Annotated in this window: 22 protein-coding genes; 13 read left to right on the top strand and 9 right to left on the bottom strand. The window is 69.8% G+C overall.

Annotation, left to right across the window (positions count from 1 at the left end):
• Positions 1–166: 166 nt before the first annotated feature.
• Both BLQ50_RS12890 and BLQ50_RS12885 read left to right on the top strand, forming a co-directional pair.
• Complete coding sequence (locus tag BLQ50_RS12890; RefSeq protein WP_175559124.1) at positions 167–4,150, top strand: Pls/PosA family non-ribosomal peptide synthetase; 3,984 nt, start codon at positions 167–169, stop codon at positions 4,148–4,150.
• On the top strand, positions 4,147–5,496 hold the full coding sequence (locus BLQ50_RS12885) for a M1 family metallopeptidase (protein WP_093184222.1): 1,350 nt from the start codon (positions 4,147–4,149) through the stop codon (positions 5,494–5,496). Before BLQ50_RS12890 ends, BLQ50_RS12885 begins: the two co-directional genes overlap by 4 nt.
• Here BLQ50_RS12885 and BLQ50_RS12880 read toward each other — a convergent pair.
• Positions 5,444–6,109 carry a 4'-phosphopantetheinyl transferase family protein gene (locus tag BLQ50_RS12880; protein WP_093184220.1) on the bottom strand — a complete coding sequence of 222 codons (666 nt, stop codon included), beginning with the start codon at positions 6,107–6,109 and terminating at the stop codon, positions 5,444–5,446. The two genes, BLQ50_RS12885 and BLQ50_RS12880, sit on opposite strands and share 53 nt — an antisense overlap.
• Before the next feature lie 141 nt (positions 6,110–6,250).
• On the opposite strand from BLQ50_RS12880, the gene BLQ50_RS12875 reads away from it, so the two are divergent.
• The gene (locus tag BLQ50_RS12875; protein ID WP_139185820.1) at positions 6,251–6,868 is read left to right on the top strand and encodes a hypothetical protein; all 618 of its coding nucleotides are present in this window, start codon (positions 6,251–6,253) and stop codon (positions 6,866–6,868) included.
• Positions 6,869–6,873: 5 nt separating this feature from the next.
• On the opposite strand, the gene BLQ50_RS12870 is transcribed toward BLQ50_RS12875, so the two are convergent.
• A complete protein-coding gene (locus BLQ50_RS12870; protein ID WP_093184214.1) occupies positions 6,874–8,970 on the bottom strand; it encodes an MMPL family transporter in 2,097 nt (698 codons plus the stop codon).
• Between the two features lie 103 nt (positions 8,971–9,073).
• Positions 9,074–10,039 (bottom strand): LysR family transcriptional regulator ArgP, encoded by a 966-nt coding sequence (locus BLQ50_RS12865; RefSeq protein WP_093184212.1) that lies wholly within the window; start codon positions 10,037–10,039, stop codon positions 9,074–9,076.
• A 69-nt stretch (positions 10,040–10,108) separates the two neighbouring features.
• Here BLQ50_RS12865 and BLQ50_RS12860 point away from each other — a divergent pair, with 69 nt between their 5' ends.
• Positions 10,109–10,738, top strand: coding sequence for a LysE/ArgO family amino acid transporter (locus tag BLQ50_RS12860; protein ID WP_245701185.1), 630 nt, complete (start codon positions 10,109–10,111; stop codon positions 10,736–10,738).
• 31 nt (positions 10,739–10,769) lie between these two features.
• Here BLQ50_RS12860 and BLQ50_RS12855 read toward each other — a convergent pair whose 3' ends face one another.
• The 3 genes from BLQ50_RS12855 to BLQ50_RS12845 all read right to left on the bottom strand — a co-directional run bounded on the left by BLQ50_RS12855 (position 10,770) and on the right by BLQ50_RS12845 (position 14,575).
• On the bottom strand, positions 10,770–11,456 hold the full coding sequence (locus BLQ50_RS12855; protein WP_175559123.1) for a TorD/DmsD family molecular chaperone: 687 nt from the start codon (positions 11,454–11,456) through the stop codon (positions 10,770–10,772).
• A 42-nt stretch (positions 11,457–11,498) separates the two neighbouring features.
• Positions 11,499–13,964 carry a DMSO/selenate family reductase complex A subunit gene (locus BLQ50_RS12850; RefSeq protein WP_093184208.1) on the bottom strand — a complete coding sequence of 822 codons (2,466 nt, stop codon included), beginning with the start codon at positions 13,962–13,964 and terminating at the stop codon, positions 11,499–11,501.
• A gap of 110 nt (positions 13,965–14,074) precedes the next feature.
• Positions 14,075–14,575: a ClbS/DfsB family four-helix bundle protein gene (locus BLQ50_RS12845; protein ID WP_093184207.1), complete on the bottom strand. Its 501-nt coding sequence runs from the start codon at positions 14,573–14,575 to the stop codon at positions 14,075–14,077.
• A gap of 121 nt (positions 14,576–14,696) precedes the next feature.
• Between BLQ50_RS12845 and BLQ50_RS12840 the strand changes: the two genes are divergently transcribed.
• Genes BLQ50_RS12840 through BLQ50_RS12830 form a run of 3 tightly spaced genes read left to right on the top strand, consistent with a single transcriptional unit; the run spans position 14,697 to position 16,746 of the window.
• Positions 14,697–15,512, top strand: coding sequence for a hypothetical protein (locus BLQ50_RS12840; RefSeq protein ID WP_093184205.1), 816 nt, complete (start codon positions 14,697–14,699; stop codon positions 15,510–15,512).
• Positions 15,513–15,557: 45 nt separating this feature from the next.
• Positions 15,558–16,271 (top strand): DUF2161 family putative PD-(D/E)XK-type phosphodiesterase, encoded by a 714-nt coding sequence (locus BLQ50_RS12835; protein ID WP_093184204.1) that lies wholly within the window; start codon positions 15,558–15,560, stop codon positions 16,269–16,271.
• A gap of 46 nt (positions 16,272–16,317) precedes the next feature.
• Positions 16,318–16,746 (top strand): VOC family protein, encoded by a 429-nt coding sequence (locus tag BLQ50_RS12830; RefSeq protein WP_093184202.1) that lies wholly within the window; start codon positions 16,318–16,320, stop codon positions 16,744–16,746.
• Between the two features lie 8 nt (positions 16,747–16,754).
• Here the strand turns inward: BLQ50_RS12830 and BLQ50_RS12825 are convergent, their stop codons facing one another.
• Positions 16,755–17,717, bottom strand: a complete 963-nt coding sequence (locus BLQ50_RS12825) for a helix-turn-helix transcriptional regulator (RefSeq protein ID WP_093184201.1) — start codon at positions 17,715–17,717, stop codon at positions 16,755–16,757.
• Positions 17,718–17,803: 86 nt separating this feature from the next.
• Between BLQ50_RS12825 and BLQ50_RS12820 the strand changes: the two genes are divergently transcribed.
• The 3 genes from BLQ50_RS12820 (at position 17,804) to BLQ50_RS12810 (ending at position 19,596) form a co-directional block, all read left to right on the top strand.
• A complete protein-coding gene (locus BLQ50_RS12820) occupies positions 17,804–18,211 on the top strand; it encodes a VOC family protein (protein ID WP_093184199.1) in 408 nt (135 codons plus the stop codon).
• 163 nt (positions 18,212–18,374) lie between these two features.
• Positions 18,375–18,947: a helix-turn-helix domain-containing protein gene (locus BLQ50_RS12815; protein WP_245701196.1), complete on the top strand. Its 573-nt coding sequence runs from the start codon at positions 18,375–18,377 to the stop codon at positions 18,945–18,947.
• Positions 18,898–19,596 (top strand): nucleotidyl transferase AbiEii/AbiGii toxin family protein, encoded by a 699-nt coding sequence (locus BLQ50_RS12810; protein ID WP_093184197.1) that lies wholly within the window; start codon positions 18,898–18,900, stop codon positions 19,594–19,596. The genes BLQ50_RS12815 and BLQ50_RS12810 overlap by 50 nt, the downstream gene beginning before the upstream one ends.
• A gap of 108 nt (positions 19,597–19,704) precedes the next feature.
• Here the strand turns inward: BLQ50_RS12810 and BLQ50_RS19085 are convergent, their stop codons facing one another.
• The gene (locus BLQ50_RS19085; RefSeq protein ID WP_093184195.1) at positions 19,705–19,896 is read right to left on the bottom strand and encodes a hypothetical protein; all 192 of its coding nucleotides are present in this window, start codon (positions 19,894–19,896) and stop codon (positions 19,705–19,707) included.
• Between the two features lie 78 nt (positions 19,897–19,974).
• On the bottom strand, positions 19,975–20,853 hold the full coding sequence (locus BLQ50_RS12800) for an alpha/beta fold hydrolase (protein WP_093184194.1): 879 nt from the start codon (positions 20,851–20,853) through the stop codon (positions 19,975–19,977).
• Between the two features lie 139 nt (positions 20,854–20,992).
• Here BLQ50_RS12800 and BLQ50_RS12795 point away from each other — a divergent pair, with 139 nt between their 5' ends.
• From BLQ50_RS12795 to BLQ50_RS12785, 3 genes are all read left to right on the top strand, one after another.
• Positions 20,993–22,972 carry an AfsR/SARP family transcriptional regulator gene (locus BLQ50_RS12795; RefSeq protein WP_093184192.1) on the top strand — a complete coding sequence of 660 codons (1,980 nt, stop codon included), beginning with the start codon at positions 20,993–20,995 and terminating at the stop codon, positions 22,970–22,972.
• Between the two features lie 62 nt (positions 22,973–23,034).
• Complete coding sequence (locus tag BLQ50_RS12790) at positions 23,035–23,589, top strand: HEAT repeat domain-containing protein (protein ID WP_093184191.1); 555 nt, start codon at positions 23,035–23,037, stop codon at positions 23,587–23,589.
• A 94-nt stretch (positions 23,590–23,683) separates the two neighbouring features.
• Entirely contained in the window at positions 23,684–24,016 is a 333-nt protein-coding gene (locus BLQ50_RS12785; protein ID WP_093184189.1) for a YciI family protein, read from the top strand.
• The last annotated feature ends 10 nt before the right edge of the window (positions 24,017–24,026 follow it).

Genomic DNA, 24,026 nt, shown 5'->3' with positions numbered 1-24,026 from the left:
ATGAGATCTTTAGTTAGTAAGCCTACCGATCTTTATAGTCGATGAACAGGACTTTGGAACTATCGCGTGCGACCCTGGGGGCACACGCTCGAAGGGGGCGACGGCGCTCCCCCGGAATCCACCGGGTGTTCACGAGCGGTTCATCGACGAGGGGCACTGTCTGTCCGTGAACACCGTCGGCGGTTCCTCTCTTCTCCCCCCTGTCCCGTCACCGCTGCTGCGCTCGGCCTACGCCCCCGCCCCGCGCACGCTCGTGGACGTCTTCAACCAGACGGTCGAAGACTTCCCCGACGCTCCGGCCCTCAACAACGGCGCACAGGTGCTCACCTACGCCGAGTTCGCCGACGCCGCGGACGAGCTTGCCGCCGAGCTCGCCGATGCCGGGGTGGGCACGGGTGACCGGGTCGGCATCCGCATCGCCTCGGGCACGACCGAGCTGTACATCGCCATCATGGCGATCCTCGTGGCCGGGGCCGCCTACGTCCCGGTCGACGCGGACGACCCCGACGAACGCGCCCGCACCGTCTTCACCGAGGCGGACGTCGCCGCGGTGATCGGCAACGACCTCGTCATCGCCCCGCGCCGGGCCGTCTCGCCGGGGCGGGCCTCGGCTGCTGGCTCGGCCGCCGACGACGACGCGTCCGGTCCCGGCCTGACCGACGACGCGTGGATCATCTTCACCTCCGGATCGACCGGCACCCCCAAGGGGGTTGCCGTCTCACACCGCTCGGCCGCGGCCTTCGTCGACGCCGAGGCCCAGATCTTCCTGCAGGACGCCCCGCTCGGCCCGGGCGACCGGGTCATGGCCGGGCTGTCGGTCGCCTTCGATGCGAGCTGCGAGGAGATGTGGCTCGCCTGGCGCTATGGCGCATGTCTGGTGCCCGCGCCCCGGTCTCTGGTCAAGAGCGGGATGGACCTGGGTCCGTGGATGATCGCCAACGACATCACCGTCGTATCGACCGTGCCCACCCTCGTCGCGCTCTGGCCGCCCGGCGCCCTCGACGCCGTCCGCCTGGTCATCCTCGGCGGGGAGGCCTGCCCGCCCGAGATCGGTGCCCGCCTGGCCACCTCCGACCGTGAGCTGTGGAACACCTATGGCCCCACCGAGGCGACCGTCGTGGCCTGTGCGGCCCGGCTGACCGCCGAGCCACCCGTGCGAATCGGGCTGCCGCTCGAGGGCTGGGACCTCGCCGTCGTCGACCCCGCAGGGGTGCCCGTGCCCGCTGGCGAGCCCGGTGAGCTCATCATCGGCGGCGTCGGGCTGGCCCGCTATCTCGACCCGGCCAAGGACGCCGAGAAGTACGCGGCCATGCCCACCCTCGGCTGGGACCGCGCCTACCGCAGCGGCGACATCGTCAGCTTCGACGGCACCGGGCTGCTCTTCGTGGGGCGCGTCGACGACCAGATCAAGCTCGGCGGACGACGCGTCGAGCTCGGCGAGGTGGACAGCGCGCTGCTCTCCCTGCCCGGGGTCGAGGGCGCCGCGGCCGCGATCCGCAGCACCGGCTCGGGCAACAAGATCCTCGTCGGCTACATCACCACCACGCCCGAGTTCTCCGTGACCGCCGCGATGGACCAGCTGCGCGCGTCCATGCCGGCGGCCCTCGTCCCGCGCCTCGCGCAGGTCGAGACCCTGCCGACCCGGACGTCGGGGAAGATCGACCGCGACGCCCTCCCCTGGCCGCTGCCCGCCGTGCGTGCGACCGGCGATGCCGGTCCGAGCGCGGCGCCCGCCCTGACCGGCACCGCGGCCTGGATCCAGGAGCTGTGGCTGGAGATCCTCGGCGCCGTGGTCACATCCGGTCAGGACGACTTCTTCGCCTTCGGTGGCGGCAGCCTCACTGCCGCCCAGCTCGTCTCCCGGCTGCGTGCCCGCTTCCCCGAGGTGACTGTCGCCGACGTCTACCAGAACCCGACCGTGGCGGCGCTGGCCACCGGCCTCGACGACATGAGTGCCCCCACCGGGCGTCAGAACACCGAGGTGTACCCCGTCCCGCGCCGGACTCAGGTGGGCCAGGTCGCCTTCTCCCTCGTGCTGCGCACGATCGGCGGGCTGCGCTGGCTCGTCTGGGTCGCGGCCGCCAGCACGGCCGTGGCCGGCGTGTGGGACGTGGCCTGGCTGCCGCGGGCCTCGTGGTGGGCGATCGCGGCCGGCTGGCTGGCGCTGATCTTCCCACTCGGGCGGATGACGCTCGCCGCGCTCGGCGCCCGGGCGCTGCTGGTCGGCGTCGGGCCGGGTGAGTATCCGCGCGGCGGGCAGGTGCACCTGCGGCTGTGGCTCGCGGAGCGGTTCGTCGACGAGCTCGGCGCGGCCAACCTGTCCGGAGCCGCGTGGATGCCCTACTACGCCCGCGCGCTCGGCGCCACGGTCGGCGACGACGTGGACCTGCACACGATCCCGCCGGTCACCGGGCTGCTCACGCTCGGCGACGGCTGCTCGGTCGAGCCCGAGGTCGACCTCAACGGGCACTGGCTCGACGGCGACGTCCTGCACATCGGCGCGATCACGATCGGGGCCGGCGCCCGGATCGGTGCGCGCAGCACCCTGGTCGGAGGGTCCCGAGTGGGCGACCGCACCGAGGTCGCCCCCGGCTCTGCCGTCCTGGCCACCGCGGGCGACGACGAGTTCTGGTCGGGCGCGCCCGCCCGGCGGGCAGGCACGGCGCGCGGACCCTGGCAGGCGGAGCGACCGCCGCGCCGGCGCCGGTGGGTCTGGGCCTACGCGGCTATGTCGGCCCTGATCGCCGCGCTGCCGGGAGTCGCGGTCGCCGCTGTACTGGCCCTCGTCGTCGGGCAGGTGACGCAGGCCGACTCGATCGGGGCGGCCGCGGGTCGCGCGCTCGCCTTGCTGCCGCTCGCCACGATCGCTGCGGTGATGATCCTCGCGCTCCTCATCTGGGCGCTCGTGCGGCTCCTCTCGATCGGTCTGACCAGCGGCATCTACCCGGTCCAGGGGCTGCGCGCGTGGCAGGCCTGGTCCATCCTGCGGGTCCTGGACGAGGCCCGGACCTGGCTGTTCCCGCTGTACTCGAGCTCGCTGACCCCCGCGTGGCTGCGAGCGCTCGGCGCCCAGGTCGGTCGCGACACGGAGGCCTCGACCGTGCTGCTCATCCCGTGCCTCACCTCGGTCAACGACGGGGCGTTCCTGGCCGACGACACGATGCTCGGCATGTACGAGCTGGGCAACGGCTGGCTGCGGATCGAGTCCGTGAAGATCGGCAAGCACGCCTTCGTCGGGAACTCCGGCATGACGGCCCCCGGGCGCAAGGTGCCCAAGGGCGGTCTCGTGGCCGTGCTCTCCGCGGCGCCGCGCCGCACCAAGGCAAAGTCGGGCACGTCGTGGCTGGGCAGCCCGCCCACCCGCCTGCGCCGGGTTGCTGCGGTGGCCGACGTGTCCCGCACCTACGCCCCTCCGACCCGGCTGCGGGTCGCCCGGGCGCTCATCGAGGTGTGCCGCCTCGTCCCGGTCATGGTGCACGGCGCGCTGTGCCTCGCCGTGGTGACCGTGCTGCTGTCTGTGGCGGGGGCCGGGGAGCGGGGTGGCTGGTGGGTCGCCGCGCTCGTCTCCGGTGGGCTGCTGCTCGTGGTCGGTGCGGTCGCCGCGGCGATCACGACGGGCGCGAAGTGGGCGCTCGTGGGCCGTGTGCGGGCGACCGACCACCCGCTGTGGAGCTCCTTCGTGTGGCGCAACGAGCTGGCTGACACCTTCGTCGAGGTGGTCGCCGCACCGTTCTTCGCCCGGATAGCGGTCGGGACGCCCGTGCTCAATGTGTGGCTGCGGTCCCTCGGTGCGCGGATCGGGCGCGGGGTGTGGTGCGAGACGTACTGGCTGCCCGAGGCCGACCTCGTCGAGCTGCGCGACGGCGTGACCGTCAACCAGGGCTGCGTGGTCCAGACCCACCTCTTCCACGACCGCACCCTGAGCCTGGACACGGTCATGCTGCGGGAGGGGTCGACCCTCGGACCGAACGGCGTCATCCTGCCCGCGGCTACCCTCGGGCGGCACGCTACTGTTGGTCCGGTGTCGTTGGTGATGAGAGGCGAGTCCGTGCCTGACAAGACCCGGTGGATCGGGAACCCGATCGGGCCGTGGGTCGAAGACGAGGTCATCAAGGGCGCGGTCCCCGGCGCGCCGGGTGTCCCCGCATGAGCGGCGGGCCCCAGGACCTCGGAGCCGACCCCTACGTGCCCGGCCACGGGGACCTGACCTTCGACGTGCTGGCCTACGACCTGGCCCTGGACTACAAGGTCGAGACCAACAACCTGTCCGGCACGGCGACCCTGCGCGCGGTCGCCCTCGTCCCGCTCAGCCGCTTCACGCTGGACCTCTTCGGTCTGCGCGTCACCCGGCTGACCGTCGACGGCGGGCCTGCCGCCAAGTACTCCCAGCGTCCGGGCCGCCTCGCGGTCAAGACCCGCGTGCCGCTGGTCTCCGACCAGGAGTTCACCGTGCAGGTCACCTACTCCGGTTCCCCACGGCCCATGCCCGGCTTGGACGGCGAGGCCGGCTGGGAAGAGCTGGCCGACGGCGTGATCGTCGCCTCCCAGCCGCACGGCGCGCCGTCGTGGTTCCCGTGCAACGACCGGCCCTCGACCAAGGCGACGTACCGGACGGCGCTGACCACCGCCTCGGAGTACCACGTCGTGGCGAACGGCGTGCTCACGGCCGCCCGGCGCCGGGCGAGCTCGACGACCTGGACCTACGAGCAGGACGAGCCGATGGCCACATACCTGGCCACCGTGCAGATCGGGCGGTACGTGGAACGCGTGGCCGAGCCTGCGTCGTCGGGCACGGAGTCCTTGGGCGCGGCGGTGCGCCAGCGCACGGTCTTTCCGCCCGCACTGGCCGCCGACGTCGAGGTGGCCTTCGCCCGCCAGGGCGAGATGATCGACACCTTCGCTCGGCTGTTCGGCCCCTACCCCTTCGCTGAGTACACAGTCGTGGTGACCGAGGACGTCCTGGAGATCCCGCTCGAGGCCCAAGGGCTGTCGATCTTCGGGGCGAACTTCCTCACGGCCGGCTGGGAGTCAGAGCGGCTCGTCGCCCACGAGCTGTCTCATCAGTGGTTCGGGAATTCCCTTACGCTCAGGCACTGGCGCGACATCTGGCTGCACGAGGGCTTCGCCTGCTACGCCGAGTGGCTGTGGTCCCAGGAGTCTGGCGGCCCTGCTGCCGCGGCGCACGCGACCGAGCAGTGGACGCGCCTGGCCACCCTCCCCCAGGACCTGCTGCTGGGCGATCCCGGCCCCGACGACATGTTCGACGACCGGGTCTACAAGCGCGGCGCACTCACGCTGCACGCGCTGCGTCTCACGATCGGGGATGAGGCGTTCTTCCGGGTGCTGCGCGAGTGGGTCGTGCGGTTCGCCTACCGGTCGGTGACGACCGAGGACTTTGTGGCTCTCGCCGAGGAGATCTCGGGGACAAGCCTGCGAGCGCTGTTCAATGCGTGGCTCGACGCTCGGGCGCTGCCGGTGCTGCCGGTTGCACGCTGACCTGCGGGTCCACCTCCGCGAGGACTGTGACCGCGAGGACGTAGCCCTCCGGCCCGTCGATGTCGTGCATCCACACCGGTGCGTCCGGCGGGCGTAGCGCATCCCAGGTGAGAATCCGGGGTGCGTCCGCTGGCTCGGTGAGCCGGACGAGGCGCAGGTCGACGCCCAGCCCGTCGCCGGTGGCCTTCACGAGCGACTCCTTGCGCACCCAGGTGACGGTCTGCTCCTCGGGTCCACTTGCTCGTTCGAGGGAGTGCAGCCCGACGGTCGCGAAGTCCCCGAAGGCCGCCGCCTCAGACCGTTCGCAGTCCACCCCGACCGGCCCCGCGTCGGTCACCGCGACGCAGACGAGGCCATCCGCGCGGCTCAGGCTGACGTGCGGGGCCACGCGACCGACGACGGTGACGTGCGGTCTCCCGTGCGCGGAGCTTCCGCAGCTGGGGCACAGCCTTCTCACCTCGATGTCAAAGGGGGCCACCCCGCAGAAACGGCCGACGACGCGGCGCAGCGTGTCATCCGCCCCCGCCGACGACACGCCCACTGGCGACCAGGCGACAACGAGCCGGGTCGCTGTCACCTCCCCGACCGGCGAAGACGGTGCCGTGGCGTTCATCCCGCCAGTGTCTCAACGATCCGGGCCGGATCGGAACAGTACGGCCCGGTCCCCATCTGCAGAGCCAGCTCTGCTCCCCGTATCGTGTCCCTGACGGAGAGGCCTCCCCATAAATGCTTAGCGAAGAGAAGGGCGGCAGCGGTGCGATACCTCACCCACGTGACCAGTCATCTTCTGACGCTCCGTGGAGCCATCTGGTGGCCACCCCCATATGACGACCCTGTCGTCGGACTGCTGCTTGATATTGAGGCGGTTCCAACCGTGATCACTGGCATCGCCGTCGGACCGGTCGATGTCACGGTGGTGCGCCTCGACGACCCCCCGGCCACGGAGTTGGACGGGTGGGAGGACATGGTCGAGATCAGCATCGTTGCCGCTGGCCGGGTTCATGCGGTGGGGATGGAGGACCCGCCGCCAGCAGACGGGCGTCTCGATCGAGATGGCCCCGGCTGGTACCGGTTGCGAATCCATGCAGCCGGGCGCGACATCGCCTACGACAGCGTGGTCGACGAGCCTGTGGAGAAGTATCTCGTCCAGTCGTGGCCCGCACCCCCTGAGTCCCCGAGGGCGCTGTCGCTGTCGCCGTCAGCGCTCGCCACGGTTGCGGCAAGGAGGTCCAACCCACCTCCGCCACGGCGTGCATTTGTCACCCCCGAGTGGGAGACGCGAGAGCGCGAGAGGGCGTTCCTCGCACGGGAGAATCTCTTCCGCCACAGTCCGCAGGGCCAGTCCGACCCCGATGCACCGTCTCGGCAGTAGGCCGGTCACACCGCGACCGGGGTCGCCTCTTCCTCCGGCACGTCCTCCTTGCGCCCGAGCGCGCTCGGCCACCACATGTGCCGCCCGACGTCGAGGTTGAGCGCCGTCACCAGGACCGACCGCACGACGATCGTGTCGAGCAGCACCCCGAAGGCGACTGCGAAGCCGATCTCGGCGAAGGCCACGAGCGGCAACGTCCCCAGGACCGCGAAGGTCCCGGCGAGGACCAGACCCGCCGAGGTGATGACCGCGCCCGTCGCCGCGAGCCCGATCAGCGCGCCGCGCCGGGTGCCGAACTTCAGCGCCTCCTCGCGCACGCGCGTCATGAGGAAGATGTTGTAGTCGATGCCGAGCGCGACGAGGAACACGAAGACGAAGAGCAGCAGGGACGGGTCCGCACCCGCGAAGCCGAAGACGTGCCGGAACACGAGGGCGCTGACGCCCATCGCGGCCGCGAAGGACAGCACGACTGTCGCCACGAGGATCAGCGGCGCGGTGATCGCCCGCAGCAGCAGGCAGAGGATGAGGAAGACCGTGGCCAGGATGATCGGGATGATGAGGCGGTTGTCGGCCGCTGATGCCCGTTTGACGTCCAGGGTCAATGCGGTGACGCCCCCGACGAGGGCGTCGGCGCTCGGGACCGCATGGACGGCCTCACGGGCCCGGTCGACCGTGTCGAAGGCCGCCTGGCTGTCCGGCTCGGAGGTGAGCGTGCCCTCCATGTATGCGTGGCCCCCCACCACGACGGGCTCGGAGACCGAGCTGGCCTCGATGCCCTCAACCCCCGCGAAAGCTGCGCGGACAGCGCTGGCCGCTGCGGCGTCGGACACGACGACCACTGGCGAGCCTGTGCCCGCCGGGAAGTGCTCGGCGAGCACCTGCTCGCCGGCGATCGAGGGCTGCTCGCCCCGGAAGGACTCCGCACTGGTCAACCCGTTCGCGTTGAGCTGGACGATGCCGATGCTCAAGACCGCCAGGATGAGCGAGGTGACGACCCACGTGCGGCGCGGCGCGTGGGAGATCCGCTGGCCGACGCGGGCCCACATCCCGTGCTCGCTGGGCTGAGGGTCGCCCAGGTGGGGTACCCGAGGCCAGAACACCCAGCGCCCGCAGGCCACAAGCAGCGCCGGCAGCAGGGTCAGGGTGACCAGCAGCGCCACAATGATCCCGATGGCGGCGACCGGACCGAGTCCACTGGTCGACCGCATCTGCGCGAAGAGCAGGCAGAGCATGCCGACCGCGACGGTCGCCCCGCTCGCGGCGATGGCCGGGGCCGCCCGGTGCAAGGCAAGGGACATGGCCTCGTGCTTGCCGGAGTGGCGGCGCAGCTCCTCCCTGTACCGGGCGATGAGCAGGAGGGCATAGTCCGTCCCTGCACCGAAGACGAGCACGGTGAGGATCCCCGCGCTCTGGGCGTTGACGGTCAGCGTGGTGTGGCCAACCATGACGTAGATGACCGCCTGGGCGACGGTGAGCGCGACGCCCGCGGTGATCAGCGGCAGCAACCACAGGATGGGGCTGCGATAGGTGAGCAGCAGGATGATGATGACGACTCCGGCGGCCGCGTAGAGCAGCGTCGACTCGATCCCCTGGAATGCCTTGGAGGAGTCGGCGGCCTGCCCGGCCGGGCCAGTCACGTAGACCTGTAGACCGTCGGCGCCCTGCTCGGCGGTCGCACGCAGGCTTGCGACGGCGTCGGCCGCGAGGTTCCAGCCCTCGGAGCCGAGGTCGAGGGGAACGATGACCTGGGCGGCCTGACCGTCCTCGGACGGGATGGGGCCGGTGACCTTGCCGTCGAGGGTGCCGAGAGCACCGAAGGTCGCGGCGTCGGCGGTGACCTTCGCGAGGTCCTGCGGCGTCAGGCCGGACTCACGGACGTAGACGACGACCGCGGGGATCGTGTTCGGGGAGGTGAAGCTGCTCGCGATGTTGAGCACCTGGGTCGACTCCGCGCTCGCCGGGAGCCACGACTTCGCGTCGTTGTCCTGCGCGGCGGTGAGCTTGCCCGCGAGCGGGCTCAGCGCGAGCGCGACCACCACCCAGAAGCCGATGACGACCCACTTGGCGAAGGGGTGGGTGATCCAGCCTGCGATGCGCGACATAGTGACTCCCCGGTGGAGCGGCAACGGGCATTCGGGCGAGCGGTCCGCCGCGGCCCGGGCAAGACCTTCCCTTTGTCGAGAATCCGCGCACTCCCCGGGGCTGTCAACCGGTAGGATCGGCCCGTCGGCGTGCTGTCTGTCCGACCGGGGCGATCAGGTGGGCGCGGGCTGCGGCCTCGACCGCCCTGGTCACCTCGTCGAGCAGCGGTGACGCCAGGGACCACCGCTGCCAGAACAGCAGGACGTCGACCGGAGCGCTCGGGGCCAGCTCGACGAGGTCTCCGGAGGCGATGTGGTCGAGGCACTGCTGCTCGGGCAGCAGGCCCCAGCCGAGGCCGCTGACCACGGCTCGCGCGTACCCGTCCGAGGTGGGCACGTAGTGTCTCGGCGAGCGCGCGGCGGACGCGCCGGCGTCGCGCAGGAAGCGATCCTGGAGGTCGTCCTTGCGGTCGAAGACGACCATCGGCGCATCATCGAGTCGGGCCGGATCCGGGGCCGCGCCTGCACGGTCAGCGCCTGCACGGTCGGCGCCTGCACGCCCGATCAGGGCGGGGCTGCACACCGCCCGGTAGCGCATGGTGCCCAGCGCCCGCGACGTGCAGCCCTGGACGGCGTCCGGGGTTGCGGTCACGGCGGCCATGACGGTCCCCGACCGCAGCAGGGCAGCGCTGTGGTCCTGGTCCTCGCGCCGGATGTCGAAGACAACGCCGAGCTCGCGTGGCACCGCTGCGAGCGCATCGAGGAACCAGGTCGCGAGGCTGTCCGCGTTGACTGCGATCGCCATCGAGGTCCGTCCCCGGTCCTGGGCCTCGAGCCCCAGCTCGGCCTCGGCGTCCCGCGCGAGCAGCAGGACCTGCCGGGCGTAGCGCAGGACGACGTCGCCGGCTGGAGTGGTCCGCACCGGGGTGGTGCGCTGCACGAGCGTCTTCCCGGCCACCTGTTCCATCGCGCGCACCCGCTGGGAGACGGCGGAGGGCGTCACGTGCAGGCGGCGCGCGGCGGCGTCGAAGGTGCCCTCGTCGACGAGCGCAGCCAGGGTCTGCAGGTGATCGAGCTGAAACGTCGTCATTAGCAACCCTTCATCACTCAGAGAAACATTCACTGTACTGCAGATGATTTGGGCTCTAGCGTGAGAGCCGTGACCTTCACGACCACCGCCGTCCCCGCCCTGACCGGCCTGGCCACGGGCCTCGCCCTCATCGTGGCGATCGGCAGCCAGAACGCCTATGTGCTGCGGCTGGGGATCAGCGACCGACGCCGCACGGTGCTGCCCGTCGTCCTCGTGTGCGCCTTGTCCGACGCCGTGCTCATCACTGCGGGAGTGGTCGGAGTCGGCTCCGTCATCGAGTCCGCCCCATCCGTCCTGCTGGTCGTGCGCGTGCTCGGGGCCGCCTTCCTCATCACCTACGGCGCACTCGCGGCGCGGTCGGCGGCCCGCCCGGCGACCCTCGTCCCTGACGCAACGTCGTCGTCGGTGCCGCTCCGTATCGCGATGACCACGGTGCTCACCCTGACCTGGCTGAACCCGCACGTCTACCTCGACACGGTGGTCTTCCTCGGCTCAGTCGCCAACCAGCAGGGACCCGACGAGCGCTGGTGGTGGGTGGGCGGAGCCATCACCGCGAGCTTCGTGTGGTTCTTCGCCCTCGGCTTCGGCGCCCGGCTGCTACGGCCGGTCTTCGCCCGGCCGCGGTCCTGGCAGGTGCTCGATGCGCTCATCGCCGTCGTCATGGTGACGCTCGGGGTACGGATGGCCGTCTGGGGATGACCGGGCACGACGTGGCGCCCGGTCGGCGGCCTCAACGGCCAGGGCTGGGCTGATGCGTCTCGCTCAGGAGAATCGCCTCCGCTGCCAGGCACGTCCCCGAGCCGAGGGCTCCCACCCCTTGATAGAACGATGTCGTCGCGACCTTCTCTGTGCGGGCGAAGCAGTCCGGCGCCCACACGAGCAGGTGTTCGTCAAGGAAGGCGAGGAGGCCGCGCAGCGTCCCGACGAGCACGGATTGGTCCTTCGCCTCGATCGCCTCCAAACCGCGTACACACAACGTCGACACGAAGCCGAGCTCGAGTCCCAGATGGTCATCGGGCTCCTTGTTGAGCTTCGGCGCCACCAGGCCGAAGCCTGCATAGGCGTCGCGCACCTGCAAGGTCTCCTCGTCGAACAGCAGGCCCTCTGCGGACCGGTGCACCGACTCGTACGGGGAGACCTTGACCCGGTGCGGGCCCACGTACAACTCGTTGTAGTCGCGATGGATCACCTCTACGCTTTCCGCGTTGGCACCGGATTCCAGGAGCAGGCTGATGCCCCGCTGGCAATCAGGCTGTTCCTTCAGGGGCCACTGCGCCAGCAGCTCAGGTTCGCGGACCCGATTCTGCACATCTGGGACCGGCGCAGCCAGCAGGAGCCCGGCCAGGGCTCCAAAGCTGGCTGCAAAGGCGTCGAGAGTCTGAGCGAGCGCCCCGGTGTCGGAGGCCAGTGCGGCCACCCGGGAGTCCACCGGGCCGTCGGTTGCGGACAGGTGCATGAGTCAGGCCTTCACTACTTGGACGAGTGCCGTGTGCTGCGGGTTCCCCTTGGAGATCGGTGTCGGGTGGATCTTGGTCAACGTGTTGACCGCGCCACCGATGTCGACGCCGTCCGCGTCGAGCTTGAACCACGCACCCTGCGGGACCGAGAGCACCCCGGGCATGATGCGCGGTGTGACACGCGCCGGGATGCGGATGCGGCCGCGGTTGTTGAAGACCTCGACGAGGTCGCCTTCGACGATTCCGCGCGCGTCAGCATCCATCGTGTTGATCCACACCATCTGGGGGTGAGCCTCCTTGAGCAGGGTGAGGTTCCCATAGGTCGAGTGGACGCGTCCCTTGAAGTGGTGTCCGATCACCTGGAGTGGGAACTCCTTGTTCGTTCGAGCCTCGACTGGCCCTTCCCAGGTATCGACGTGCTCGGGCAGGGCGGTGATGACATCACCGGGCAGCGGGTCCGGGAACTCCCAGGTCTTGGCCATCTCCCACAGACCGGTCGAGAAGATCTCGATCTTGCCCGACGGCGTCGCGAGCGGGTTCGCATCCGGGTCGTCCCGGAAGTCCTTGAGCGCAACAGTGAGGCCCTCGGGGTTGTAATACCGGTAGACGCCCTGCACGCGCAGCTCGTCAAAGGTGGGGAACTCGGGGTGCTCACGCACTGTCTCCGCCTGCATCCAGCGGGCCCACTCCTCGAGAGTGCGCCCCTCGGTGAACTCCTGCTCGATTCCCATCCGCTGGGCGATCCCGACGCACATCTCATAGGCCGGTTTGGAGTCGAAAAGCGGTTCGATCGCCTTCTCCGCCATGATCAGGTACGCCATGTCGCCGGTGTACTCGCTCGGCACGAGGTCCCAGCGCTCCGCGGTTGTGGTGTCAGGAAGGATCAGGTCCGCCATGTTGGCGGACGCTGTCATCTGGTTGTCCACGACGCAGATGAACTCGCACAGGGATTCATCTGTGAGGATCTTGCGCGTTCGGTTGATATCCGCATGCTGGCTCGAGAGCATGTTCCCGCCGTACTGCAGCATGAACTTGATGCCGACGTCGAGCTTGTCCTTGCCGCGGATGCCGTCCTTCAGTGCCGTCAGTTCCGGCCCGCGCTCGACCGCGTCGGTCCAGCCGAACATGGAGATCTGGGTCTTGACGGGGTTCTCCCCGTCGGGGAACCAGCTGGTGATCGGCCAGTAGTAGCCCTCGCGCCCACCTGTGCCACCGCCGGGGATCCCGACGTTCCCGGTCATCGCGGCCAGCGTGTAGATCGCGCGTGCCTGGTTCTCACCGTTGGCGTGCCGTTGCGGTCCCCACCCTTGAGTGATGTTCGCGGCCCGGGCGTTGGCGAGGTCTCGAGCGAAGCTGGCGATCTGCCGTTCGGTGACGCCGGTGATCTGCGCTGCCCAGGCGGGGGTCTTCTCGATCCCGTCCGGTCCCAGGCCCATGACGTAGGACATGTAGGAATGCCCCGCGGGGACGCCCTCGGGCATGTGCGCCTCATCGAAGCCCTGGCAGTACTTGTCCAGGAACGCCTGATCGTGCAGATTTTCGCTGATCATGACGTGTGCCATCCCGGCCACGAGAGCGGCGTCCGAGCCGGGGCGGGGGGCAAGCCACTCATCAGCCAGGACCGCGGCTGAGTCCGAGTGACGGGGGTCGACCACAACGATCTTGAGGTTGTTGTTCTTCATCGCCGCGGCCGACGTGAACGTGTTTCCGCCCCCGGACATACGGGTCTCCTGCGGGTTGTTGCCCCACAGGACGAGCATGTCCGAGTTGGTCACGCTGTCCTCGAAACTGTTCGAGATCTGCTCATCCGGTGCACCGTAGTGGTATTGGGTGACGGTCAGGATCTGCGCGTAGCTGTAGTTCCCGTAGTAGCCGAGGAAGCCGCCGAGCAGGTTGAACAGGCGCTCCCACCCACCGCTGGTTCCGAGATGAGCATTCCACACGCCTGATCCGTAGTTCTTATAGATCGACTCGTTGCCGTACGTGTCGATCGTGTGCTTGAGCTTGTCGGCGAAGAGGTCGAGCGCCTCGTCCCAGGAGATCGCCTCGTACTGCCCGCTGCCGCGCGGGCCGACCCTCTTGAGCGGGGTCTTGATGCGGTCCGGGTTGTAGATGCGCTGGCGCATGTTGCGTCCGCGGACACATGCGCGGATCTGGCGCGTGAGCAGACCGTCGTCGCCCGTGTTGTCCGGGAGGACCCGCACGATCGTGCCATCTTTGACCTGGTATCGCAGAGGGCAGCGCGAACCGCAGTTCACGACGCACGCGGACCACACTGTGCGATCGATCCCCGAGCCGGACTCGGCGTGCGCCGCATTCTCCGGACCGATGCCGGGCAGCACCCCGAAGTACGCGCCGGCCCCGAGCGCCGCCGCGCCACCGCCTACAGCAGCGGACCACTTCAGGAACGAGCGGCGTGGGGTGCCGCCGTCCTGTGTGAGAAGGTCGTCGATCGCAGCGTCGGGCATGAATCCTCCGGGGGCGTTCTTAACTCAAGAAATTGCGTCTCCGCTCAATCTAGGCAGGGGAATCTGCACTTCTGAGGGCACAAGGTCCCGGCAGCGCGCGCCGAAATGGCCTAGGCCACCGCCACGCGCCGCCGCCGGAGCTTCGTCGCGGCCCACGCGTAGTGGCTCGACGTCGCCGAGACGACATACGACCCGAGCGACGTGCTCCCCGTCCATGGATACCGCGTCTTCTCGAAGAGCTCGTCCTCGGTATGGGACATGATGATCGCCCTCAGTCGCGCGTGGGTCTCGGCGAGCCCCTCGCGCACCTCCAGCTCGGTCGTGTCCTGGTAGCGCACCCAGATCTCCGCATTGAGGGCCGGCGTCGTCCGCCACGTGTGACCGGGGGCGGGCATCACAGGCGCGCGGCCGGCCATCCCGTCGTCGTACCAGCCGAGCATCATCCGCTGCCACTCACGTAGATGTCCGACGACGTCTCGCACGCTGTGGTCGCGGTCATCGGGGTCGTCCCACCGCGCACCCTCCCCGAGCTCGGCGGCTCCGTCCCACACCGCCTGGAGACCGTCGTCGCTCGCACGGAGCAGCTCTTCCTTGGTCGTCGGTCGCACCATGATCCACCTCCATCTCGACACTAACCACGCAGCGTTCGTGGCGGACGGGACCTAGGACCCGTCGTACCGCCGTGGCCCGGTCCTACGATCCGAGCGATGCTGGTCGAAGGAGGAACTCGCCGTGCCGCTCTCACCCCCTGACCTCGGATCCCTTTCCGTGTTCGACCTGCGCGCCCATCTCCTCGCCGGCTCGGGCCTGCCCGGCCCGCGCGCCAACCTCTCCCTCGTCGACCGCTGCGCCGCCGAGGTGGACCTCACCACCCTTCGTCGCCTGTCTGGCGAGACGGACGAGTACCTGGCCACATGCGGCACCGCGGGCGTCGGACGCGCGATGGCGGGCACCGAGGTCGGCACTGAAACCTTCGCGGCGCTCCTGGGCGTCCTCACGGAGCGCGCTCGCGACGACCGGTGGCGCGTGCGCGAGGGCGTCGCGCGAGGCCTGCAGCTCGCGGCTGACGTCATCGCGCCGGCGAGCGCGGTCTGGGGCCCCGCATCACCGGTCGCGTCCGCCATCAGCACGTGGACGCTCTCCGAGGACCCGCGGCTCGTGCGCGCGGCCCTCGCCACGATCTGCGAGCCCCGCCTGCTCCACGCCCCCGAGGCGGCGGCCGCCGCCCTGGCGTCCTGCGGCAGGGCCACCACACTGTTTGCCTCCGCGGACGCGGCGACCCGGCGCACGGATGCATGGGTGTCGCTGCGCAAGACGCTCGAGTACGCCTGGAGCGTCGCTGTGGCCGCCGACTCCGCCGCCGGCCTGCCGGTCTTCCGGCGCCTGTTAGACGACCCGTCGCCGGTTGTCAGGTCCCTCGCCTCGAAGAACCGCACCCGCTCTCGCCTCGCCAAGATCGTCGACCGGGCTCCCGATCCACCGGCCCCTCAAGCCACAGCGGCACCGCAGGCCGCCGCGCCTGCCGGGCGGGCGCCGTCGGGCAGGTAGCGTGGAAGCCCACACCCAGCCCGACGTCGAAGGAGGCCCCGCACGATGGCGGTCCGCGCCCCCGCTCTGCAGGAGACCGACCTGTACCCGCCGGTCAAGGCGTTCCTGGAGGGCCTCGGCTACGAGGTCAAGGGTGAGGTCAAGGACTGCGATGTGACCGCCGTGCGCGGCGAGGAGCTCATCGTCGTCGAGCTGAAGACCGGCTTCACGATCGAGCTGCTGTTCCAGGCCTCGCGTCGCCAGCTTGTCGCCGACGGCGTGTATGTCGCGATCCCGCTGCCCAAGGGCGGGTACCGGGCGCCGCGCCATGACGACATCGTGCGGCTGTGCCGGCGACTGGAGATCGGGTTGCTCTTCGTCGCGTTCACCGAGGCCGGCGTCGGTCAGGTGGACGCGGCCGTCCACCCCGCCCCCGCGCGGGCGGTGCGCACCAACGTCAAGAAGCGTCTCGCGGTGCTCACCGAGCACACCGGACGCACCGGGAGCCGCAACGCCGGCGGCGTTGTCCGACGTCGTATCCTCACCGTCTACAAGGAACGGAGCCTGGCGATCGTGGCCATCCTCGACGCCCACGGCGAGCGCACCACGACCCAGATCCGCGCGCTGGGCGGGCCTGACAACACTTCGGCGATCCTGGCCCGCAACTACTACTCGTGGTTCGCGAAGGGGTCCCCTCGCCATCACGCGGCAACCGCGGCCGGGGTCACGGCACTGGGTGAGCACGCGGACCTGTTCGCCGAGGTTGTCGGCGGCACCTGATCGACACGTTCCACTTCACGCGTCCAGACACCGAACGGGGCACTTCATGCATCAGCGACTGCACTTCATCACCCTGGCCACCGCGGATCTGAGCGCCACGCGGACGTTCTACCGGGCCCTGGGATGGACTCCGCTGGCCGACGTCGAGGGCGAGATCATCTTCTTCCAGACCGGACCAGGCCTCGTACTGGGATTCTTCGACGCCGAGAAGTTCAACGAGGACCTCGAGTCCGGCCAGGATCGCTCCCAGGTCTCCGGCGTCACCCTGGCCCACAACGTCGACAGCCCGGACGAGGTGATCAAGCTCGTGGCCGCCATGGAGACGGCCGGCGGGACGATCCTGAAATCGCCCCGGGCGGGGCAGTTCGGCGGCGTCTTCCATGCCCACGTGCAGGACCCGAACGGTGTGATCTGGGAGATCGCGCACAACCCGGGGTGGTGCATCGCCGAGGACGGCACGGTCGTCTTCGGTTAGGGCACTCCCTAGCCTTCCGCGGGGCCTCCCGGGGTGTTGCGGTCGACGGCCATCGATCCGAGCCGGGCGATCTCGGCCCGCACCGAGGCGGGCCCGTGCACGTCGATGCGCTCGGCCCAGCCGACCAGACCTCGCGCGATGATCTCCGCCGTGGGGGCGGTGATCACCACACGGGCTCGGCCCTCGATGACCGTGTCCTGCTGGATCGACTCCGGGCCGAAGGTCGAGCGGAGCCACGGCAGGACCTCAGCGTCGACGGTCACCGTCGCGGAGGCGCGGGCACGCAGCCCACGTACGTCGTCGAGGACCCGCGCCCATGCCGCCTCCAGGCCACCTCGGGGCGGCCGCTGGGCCGGTTGGTCGGTGATCTCCAGGTCTGTGATCCGCTCCACGCGGTAGGTGCGCTCGGCTCCGTCGGTCGCGCCGAGCAGGTACCAGACCTCGCCCTTCCGTACCAGGCCCCAGGGGTCGACGAGACGGTCGACCGGGTCCTTGTCCCAGCCGGTGTAGGTAAGGCACACCCGTCTGCGGCTCACCACGGCCGACTCGAGCTGGTTGACGTATTGCGGGCGGTCCCGCGGAGCGGCACCCCAGCCCGCCAGGTCCACCATGATCGCTTCTGCTGCTGCTTCGGCGTCGGCCCGGAACGTCTCGGGAAGGGCCCGGACCAGCTTGCGCAGTGCGGACTTGGCTCCGGGGTCGAGCGCCGCTGCCGGGCCGACCAGCAGGAACAGTGCACGGGCCTCGTCCGAGGTCAGACCGCTCAGGTCGGTCCGGGCACCGCCGAGAAGCTGCCATCCGCCCCCTCGGCCCGGCTGCGGATAGACCGGGATGCCGGCCGTCGAGAGCGCCTCCAGGTCGCGGCGCGCCGTCGACACGGATGTCTCCAGCTCCTTGGCGAGCTCGGCCGCGCTCACGCGACCACGCGCCTGCAGCACCAGGAGGGTGGCCACCAGTCGATCAGCTCGCATGTCTCAAGTATCGCCATCAAAGTGCTCAGAGGATGACTACTTATGAGGTCGATGCTGGAGTCACCATCTCAACCAAGGAGAACACCATGCTCAGAGGATTCGCGACCGCCACCAGCTACGCCGCAGACCTGGACGCCGCCGAGGCCTGGTACAGCGAGGTGCTCGGCATCCCCGCCTACTTCCACGTGCCTGGGTACGTCGAGTTCCGCGTCGGGGACTATCAGCACGAGCTGGGCATCATCGACGCCCGGTACGCACCCCCGCTCCCGCCCGCGCCGGCGGGGCAGTTCGTCAACTGGCACGTCGACGACCTCGAGGGCACCGTCGAACGCCTGGTCGCCCTCGGCGCGACCGAGTATCAGGCGATCACCGACCGCGGGAACGGCTTCCGCACGGCGGCCGTCGTCGACCCCTTCGGCAACATTCTGGGCGTCATGCAGAACCCGCACTACCTTGAGGTGCTCGACGGCACAGGAGCCACGGCGGGCGACTGACGGGGCCTCAGCCGCTCCCGATGCTCGACGACCCCGTACCGCTGCCGGTCCACGTCTCGGTCATAGCCCCCGAGCCGGGATCGATCTGCCCGGATGAAGCGGACGGGAGGGGGTTCTCTCTTGGCGGGCCTCAGTGGTCAGTACCACGACAAGTCCCGTGCCGATGTCATATGATCAGATACGTTGGAGTTCAAGCGAGGAGGCCGTACCGATGAAGAGTGCTGAAATCCTGCGCAGCGCGCGCAAGCGCGCACATCTGACGACTGACGAACTCGCGCGCCGCGCTGCGACATCGCGCACCGCCGTGTCCGCCTACGAGAATGGTCACAAGTCCCCGACCATCGCCACCTTCGATCGGCTGATCGCGGCAACCGGCCAACAGGTCGTCCTCGATGACAAGCCCGTGCAGTTCACGACGATCTTCACTCGACGCGGCCGCCCTCTGTCCGTGCCTGATCGCATTCCTCGGCTCCTCCTCAAGGACGCACTTCGCACGACCGCGCTCCCGGCACGAACACACTGGTCGGGTCCGCCTCGGGAGTACAACCTTGCCGATAGGCGAGAACGCGCTCTCGTCTACAGGGCCGTGATGACCGAGGGCACCGAGCAGGACCTCTTGGACTTCATCGACGGCGCCCTGCTCGTCGACATGTGGGACGACCTGCGACTGCCCCGAGAAGTACGCGATGCCTGGCAGCCACTCATCGATGATGCCCTTCGGGTCGACCGTGGCTAGCCTCCCCACTCGAGGGGGTCTGACCGCCTTCCAGCAAGAGGTCGCCCAGACGTTCTTCACGCTCGACGAGTCGCACGGCTTTGTCGTCGCGGGCGGAGCCGCCCTCATCGCCAACAAGATCGTGGATCGCAGCACCGAGGATCTCGACCTGTTCACGAGCCGTGGCCGGGGCGATGTAGGAGGAGCCTCCCGGGCCCTAGATATCCTCGCCCGACAGAGGGGCTGGACATGCACCATCGAACGCGAGTTTCCTGGATTCGTCCGGCTTTCACTGACCGCAACAAGCGGCGAGATCGTCATCGTTGATCTCGCAGAGGACGCTTCGCCGATCATCCCTCCGACGGTCTCCGTCCTCGGGCCCACGTTGGCGGTCGAGGAAAGCGCAGGTCAGAAGACCCTTGCCTTGTTTGGGCGCGGCGAGCCGCGAGACTTCGTCGACGTGCACGCTCTCGCTCAACTGTTTGGTCGTGACCGACTCATCGACTTGGCCGCCGAGCGTGATGCGGGATTCCTTCCGTCCGTTCTTGCCGAGATGATCGACCAACTCGATGTGATCCATGACGACGAGCTTGATGTCGACCCGGGACAGATACCCGCGCTGCGCCAGTTCTACGCGGACTGGGGCAAGCAGCTACGCCAGCAGGGGTGACCATGTTGGCCAGGCGCGAAGTGGTCCATCGGCGGTCGGCCATCCTCGCCACCCACTGCGAGCGCCGAACTGTAGCTGCTGCTGCAGCCCGCACCTGGAGTGTCTGCGTCAGACGCCGCCGATTCTCGACGAGGAGCTGTTGTCGGAGGAGTTGCCCGGGGTGGCGGTGTAGCGGCCGGTCTTGCGGCCCTTGCGGACACGCCTGCCGAGGGTTGCACCCAGGATCGCCACGAACCCGAGACCCACCGTGAGCGCGGTGAGGAGGATCCCTACAAATAGCAACCAGACCGGCATGACCATCCCCCGCTCTCATCGATGAGGTCGACGCTATCGCTCTTCGCGTCCGGAGGGCAGGCTCTCCGGTCCCCACGTCGGTGGTCAGGTCGCCAGGAGTTCGCGAACTGCGGCCACGATCTCTGCGGGGACCTCCTCGGCCATGAAGTGACCGGCGTCCGTCGTGTAGTGCGTCAGACGCGGCGCCCATGCCCGCCACACCGCTGCCGCGTCGTAGCCGAGGGCAGAACCCCAGTCCTGCTGGATCACCGTCACCGGCATCGAGAGCGTCGTGCCGAGGTCGAGGTCGGCCTGGTCATGGGCGATGTCGATGCTCGCGGTCGCGCGGTAGTCCGCGACGATCGACGGCACCGCTCCCGCGCTCGCGGCGAGGTAGGCCAAGCGGTACTCGGCCGGGATCGCCGCGGGATCCTTGGTCCAGGCGTCGAGGAAGTGGCCGAAGAAGACGTCGGCGCTATTCGAGATCATCGTCTCGGCAAGACCAGGCGGCTGCGCCATCAGGTAGAGGTGGAAACCCACCGCGGCGTTCGCGCCGTGGAGCACGTCCCACATGTCCAAGGTCGGCAGGACGTCGAGGCTGGTGAGGTGGGTGACGTTCTCTGGGTGGTCCATCGCCGTCCGGAAGGCCACGAGCGCACCGCGGTCATGGCCGACCAGGGCGAAGGTGTCGTGCCCGAGCGCCGCGGCGAGCGCCACGACGTCGTCTCCCATCGTGCGCTTGGAGTAGGTCGTGGCATCAAGCTCGGCTGGCTTGTCGCTGTCGCCGTATCCACGCAGATCCGGGACGATCACCGTGTGGTCCTGCATGAGGTCTGCCACGACGTGGCGCCACATGAGGTGAGTCTGGGGGAAGCCGTGCAGCAGAATGACCGGGCTGCCGGTCCCGGCGACGGCGACGTTGAGGCTCACCCCGTCGGCGACAGGGATACGGCGGTAGGTGGCATCGGGGATGACGAGCGTCATGGCGGGTGATCCGTTCAGTTGAGGTTCGGTGGAGGCTCCAGGCTGCCCCGCGCGGATCAGCACCTGATCAGTGACCCCGCCGCGCTCACCGTCGGCGGCCGTACTGTGGTCCCGAGACGCTCAGTGAGAGGAGGACCGTGTGGCTGTCACGCTTGGAGTCCTCGGACCCGTGACCGCGTGGGATGAGGCCGGCGAGCGGATCTCGCTGCGCGGGCCCAAGCACCGGTCGGTCCTCGCGCGCCTGGTCGTCGCGGGCGGGCGGACGGTGCCCCTGTCGATGCTCGTCGACGACCTGTGGGTCGCCCCTCCCGCGCACGCCGTCGGCGCGATCCGCACCTTCGTCGGCGACCTGCGTCGCGCCCTCGAACCGGATCGCCCTCCTCGGGCGCCCGCGATGCTCATCGTCACCGACGGGACGGGTTACGCCCTGCGAACCGATCCGTCGTCCCTCGACGCGTCACGATTCGAGCGGGCAGTCCGCGCCGCCCGGACGCTCTCCCCCGGTGACGCCCAGTCGACGCTCCGCGAGGCCTTGGCCTGGTGGCGCGGACCCGCCTACGCGGACCTCGCCGACGAGCACTGGGCACGCGCGGAACGCTCACGGTTGACCGAGCTGCGGCTGCACGCCGTGGAGCTGCTCGCCGCCTCGCTGCTGGACCTGGGACGCGCCGCCGACGCCGTTCCCGACCTCGACGCCCACGTGGCCGAGCACCCCTGGCGCGAAGAAGGGTGGCGGCTGCTGGCTCTCGCCCTGTACCGCACCGGGCGTCAGGGCGAGGCCCTCGATGTGCTCCGGCGGGCCCGCACCCTACTGGTCGACCAGCTCGGCGTCGACCCCGGTTCCGCGCTCCGACGCCTCGAGGTCGACGTCCTCAACCACGCCGATTACCTCGACCTGCACCCATGGCCCGACGACGGCGCCGGGCTGGTCTGGGCGGAGGCAGCGGCGACCTACGAGCGGAGCACGGGTCCCGGCGACACTACGCCGGGTGTCCGGTCACGGCTCCGCTCGACCGTCGATCTGCTGCGCAGCCTCGCCATCACCGGAGGCACGGGGCTCGAAGCCGCCCGCCGCCAACGCCTGGCGACCATCCTCGCCGCCGAGGAACTCGGCGACATCACTCTCACGGCCCGGGTCATCGGCGCCTATGACGTGCCGGCAATATGGACGCGATCAGACGACGCCGAGCAGGCGGAGCAGGTCGTCGCCGCGGCGGAGCGCACACTCGCGGCGCTCCCCTCGGGCCAGGACGCGAGCCGGGCGCGCCTGCTCGCCACGATCGCGATCGAGTCCCGTGGGACGACCGAGCCACGGGGTCGGAGCGCCGCGACCGAGGCCGAAGCGCTCGCGCGGCACCTCGACGACCCCGCTCTCCTGGCCTTCGCCCTCAACGGCGTCTTCATGCAGACCTTCCATCGGGCCGGTCTGGCGGCCCGCCGCGACGCCATCGGCGCGGAGCTCGTCGCACTGTCCTCCCGCCACGACCTCACCACCTACGAACTCCTTGGACACCTGATCCAGCTCCAGTCCCAATGTGCGCTCGGTGATCTTGATCGCGCCGACGCCCATGCCCGCGCAGCCGACGACCTGGCAGCCGAGTACGAGTCACCGCTCGTCGCCGTCTTCACCGGGTGGTACCGCGCGCTGCGGCTCGCGCTCACAGCCCAGCCGGCGACCGACGTCGCACAGAGCTACCGCGCCGCAGCAGCGGCCCTCGAGGGAGCCGGGATGCCGGGCCTCGAGCACGGGCTGCTGCCCCTCGCCCTACTCACCCTCCGCCTCCAGCACGACCGCCCGGTGCCCACCGACCCCAGCATCCAGTGGGGTCCCTACGAACCCTGGGTCCGCCCGCTCATCCTTCTCACCCAGAACCTGCCCGACGACGCAGCCCGCGCCCTGCGCGACCTCTCCGATCCCCCACCCGGTCACCTCCTCGAGGCGCTGTGGTGCCTCGTGGCCCGGGCTGCGATCAACCTGGACGATCACCACACCATGCGCCGGGCTCTCGCGGCGCTGTCCCCCGCGGCCGGCGAGCTCGCCGGTGCCGGCAGCGGACTGCTCACCTGCGGCCCGACGTCGGGCTGGCTCGCCGACCTGCGGTTGGCGCTGGCGCGCTGAGATGGAGCCCACCGTGGCCGGAGAGGGCTCGCCCAGCCCGGCCCGCTAGAGTAGACGGTGCCATGGACAACAAACTGAACCCGCACCCCGACATCCCCCTCGACCTGCCGACCGGCGAGCGCATCCAAGCCGCCATCGCGCACTACAGCGAGCAGGTCGTCGAGCAGAAGGCCATCGCGCTCCTGCGCGGCGACAACGCAGGCAAGGACTTCCTGCTCTACGCCGGCGGTCGCCACGGGCTCGGCATCCTCGATGGCGCACCCCCGCTGTACTGGCCCGAGCTGTGGGGCGCACGCGCCCTGCTCTACGTCTGGGACGACTCAGCGGCCCCGTACGTGATCGCCGGCCTGGGCGACCGCGCCTGGCGCGTTCGCGAGATGTGTGCGCGAGTCGTGCTGGAGCGCGACATCCCCGCTGCCTCCGAGCTGGTGCGCCTGGCGGCCGACGAGAACGCTCGTGTTCGGTCCGCCGCCCTGCGCGCCCTCGCCGCGCAAGGCACGGCCGAGCACCAGTCGACCATCGCCCAGCACTTCAGCGACCGCGACAAGTCGGTGCGCCCGATCGCCCAGCAGGCACGCGACACCCTCGCGGCTCGGCTGAACGCTCGCTCTGCGTAGGCAGTCTCCACACTGACTGATGGCGGCCGCAAGGCCTCCGTCGGTACAGTTGCGCCAGGACACCACAGTCGAAGCGCGGAGTGGGGAGAACAACATGGCCACCTTCATCACGATCGGTTACGGTGACCGCGCCGGATACGACCAGACCGATCCCGCCGTGCGCGATGAGGCGCACCGGCACGACGCACGCCTGCGGGAGCGAGGCGTCGTCATGGGCATCGCGGGAACCCCGACCCAGGTACGCAACCACGACGGTGCCGGAGCCGCGACCACTGACGGGCCATACCTGCAGTCCGAACTGCCGATCGCAGGGTTCGCCATCATCGAGGCCGACACCCTGGACGAGGCCGTGAGCCTCGCCGCTAGGACCCCGTGCGCCGTCGCCCACGGGGTGGTCGAGGTCTGGCCCCTGCAGACGACAGCGTGAGGGTTGTTCA

This window comes from Sanguibacter gelidistatuariae (assembly GCF_900096585.1).
GTDB lineage: Bacteria > Actinomycetota > Actinomycetes > Actinomycetales > Cellulomonadaceae > Sanguibacter > Sanguibacter gelidistatuariae.
The sequence above is the reverse complement of the archived record's forward strand: the minus strand, read 5'-3'. Positions and strand labels throughout refer to the sequence as shown.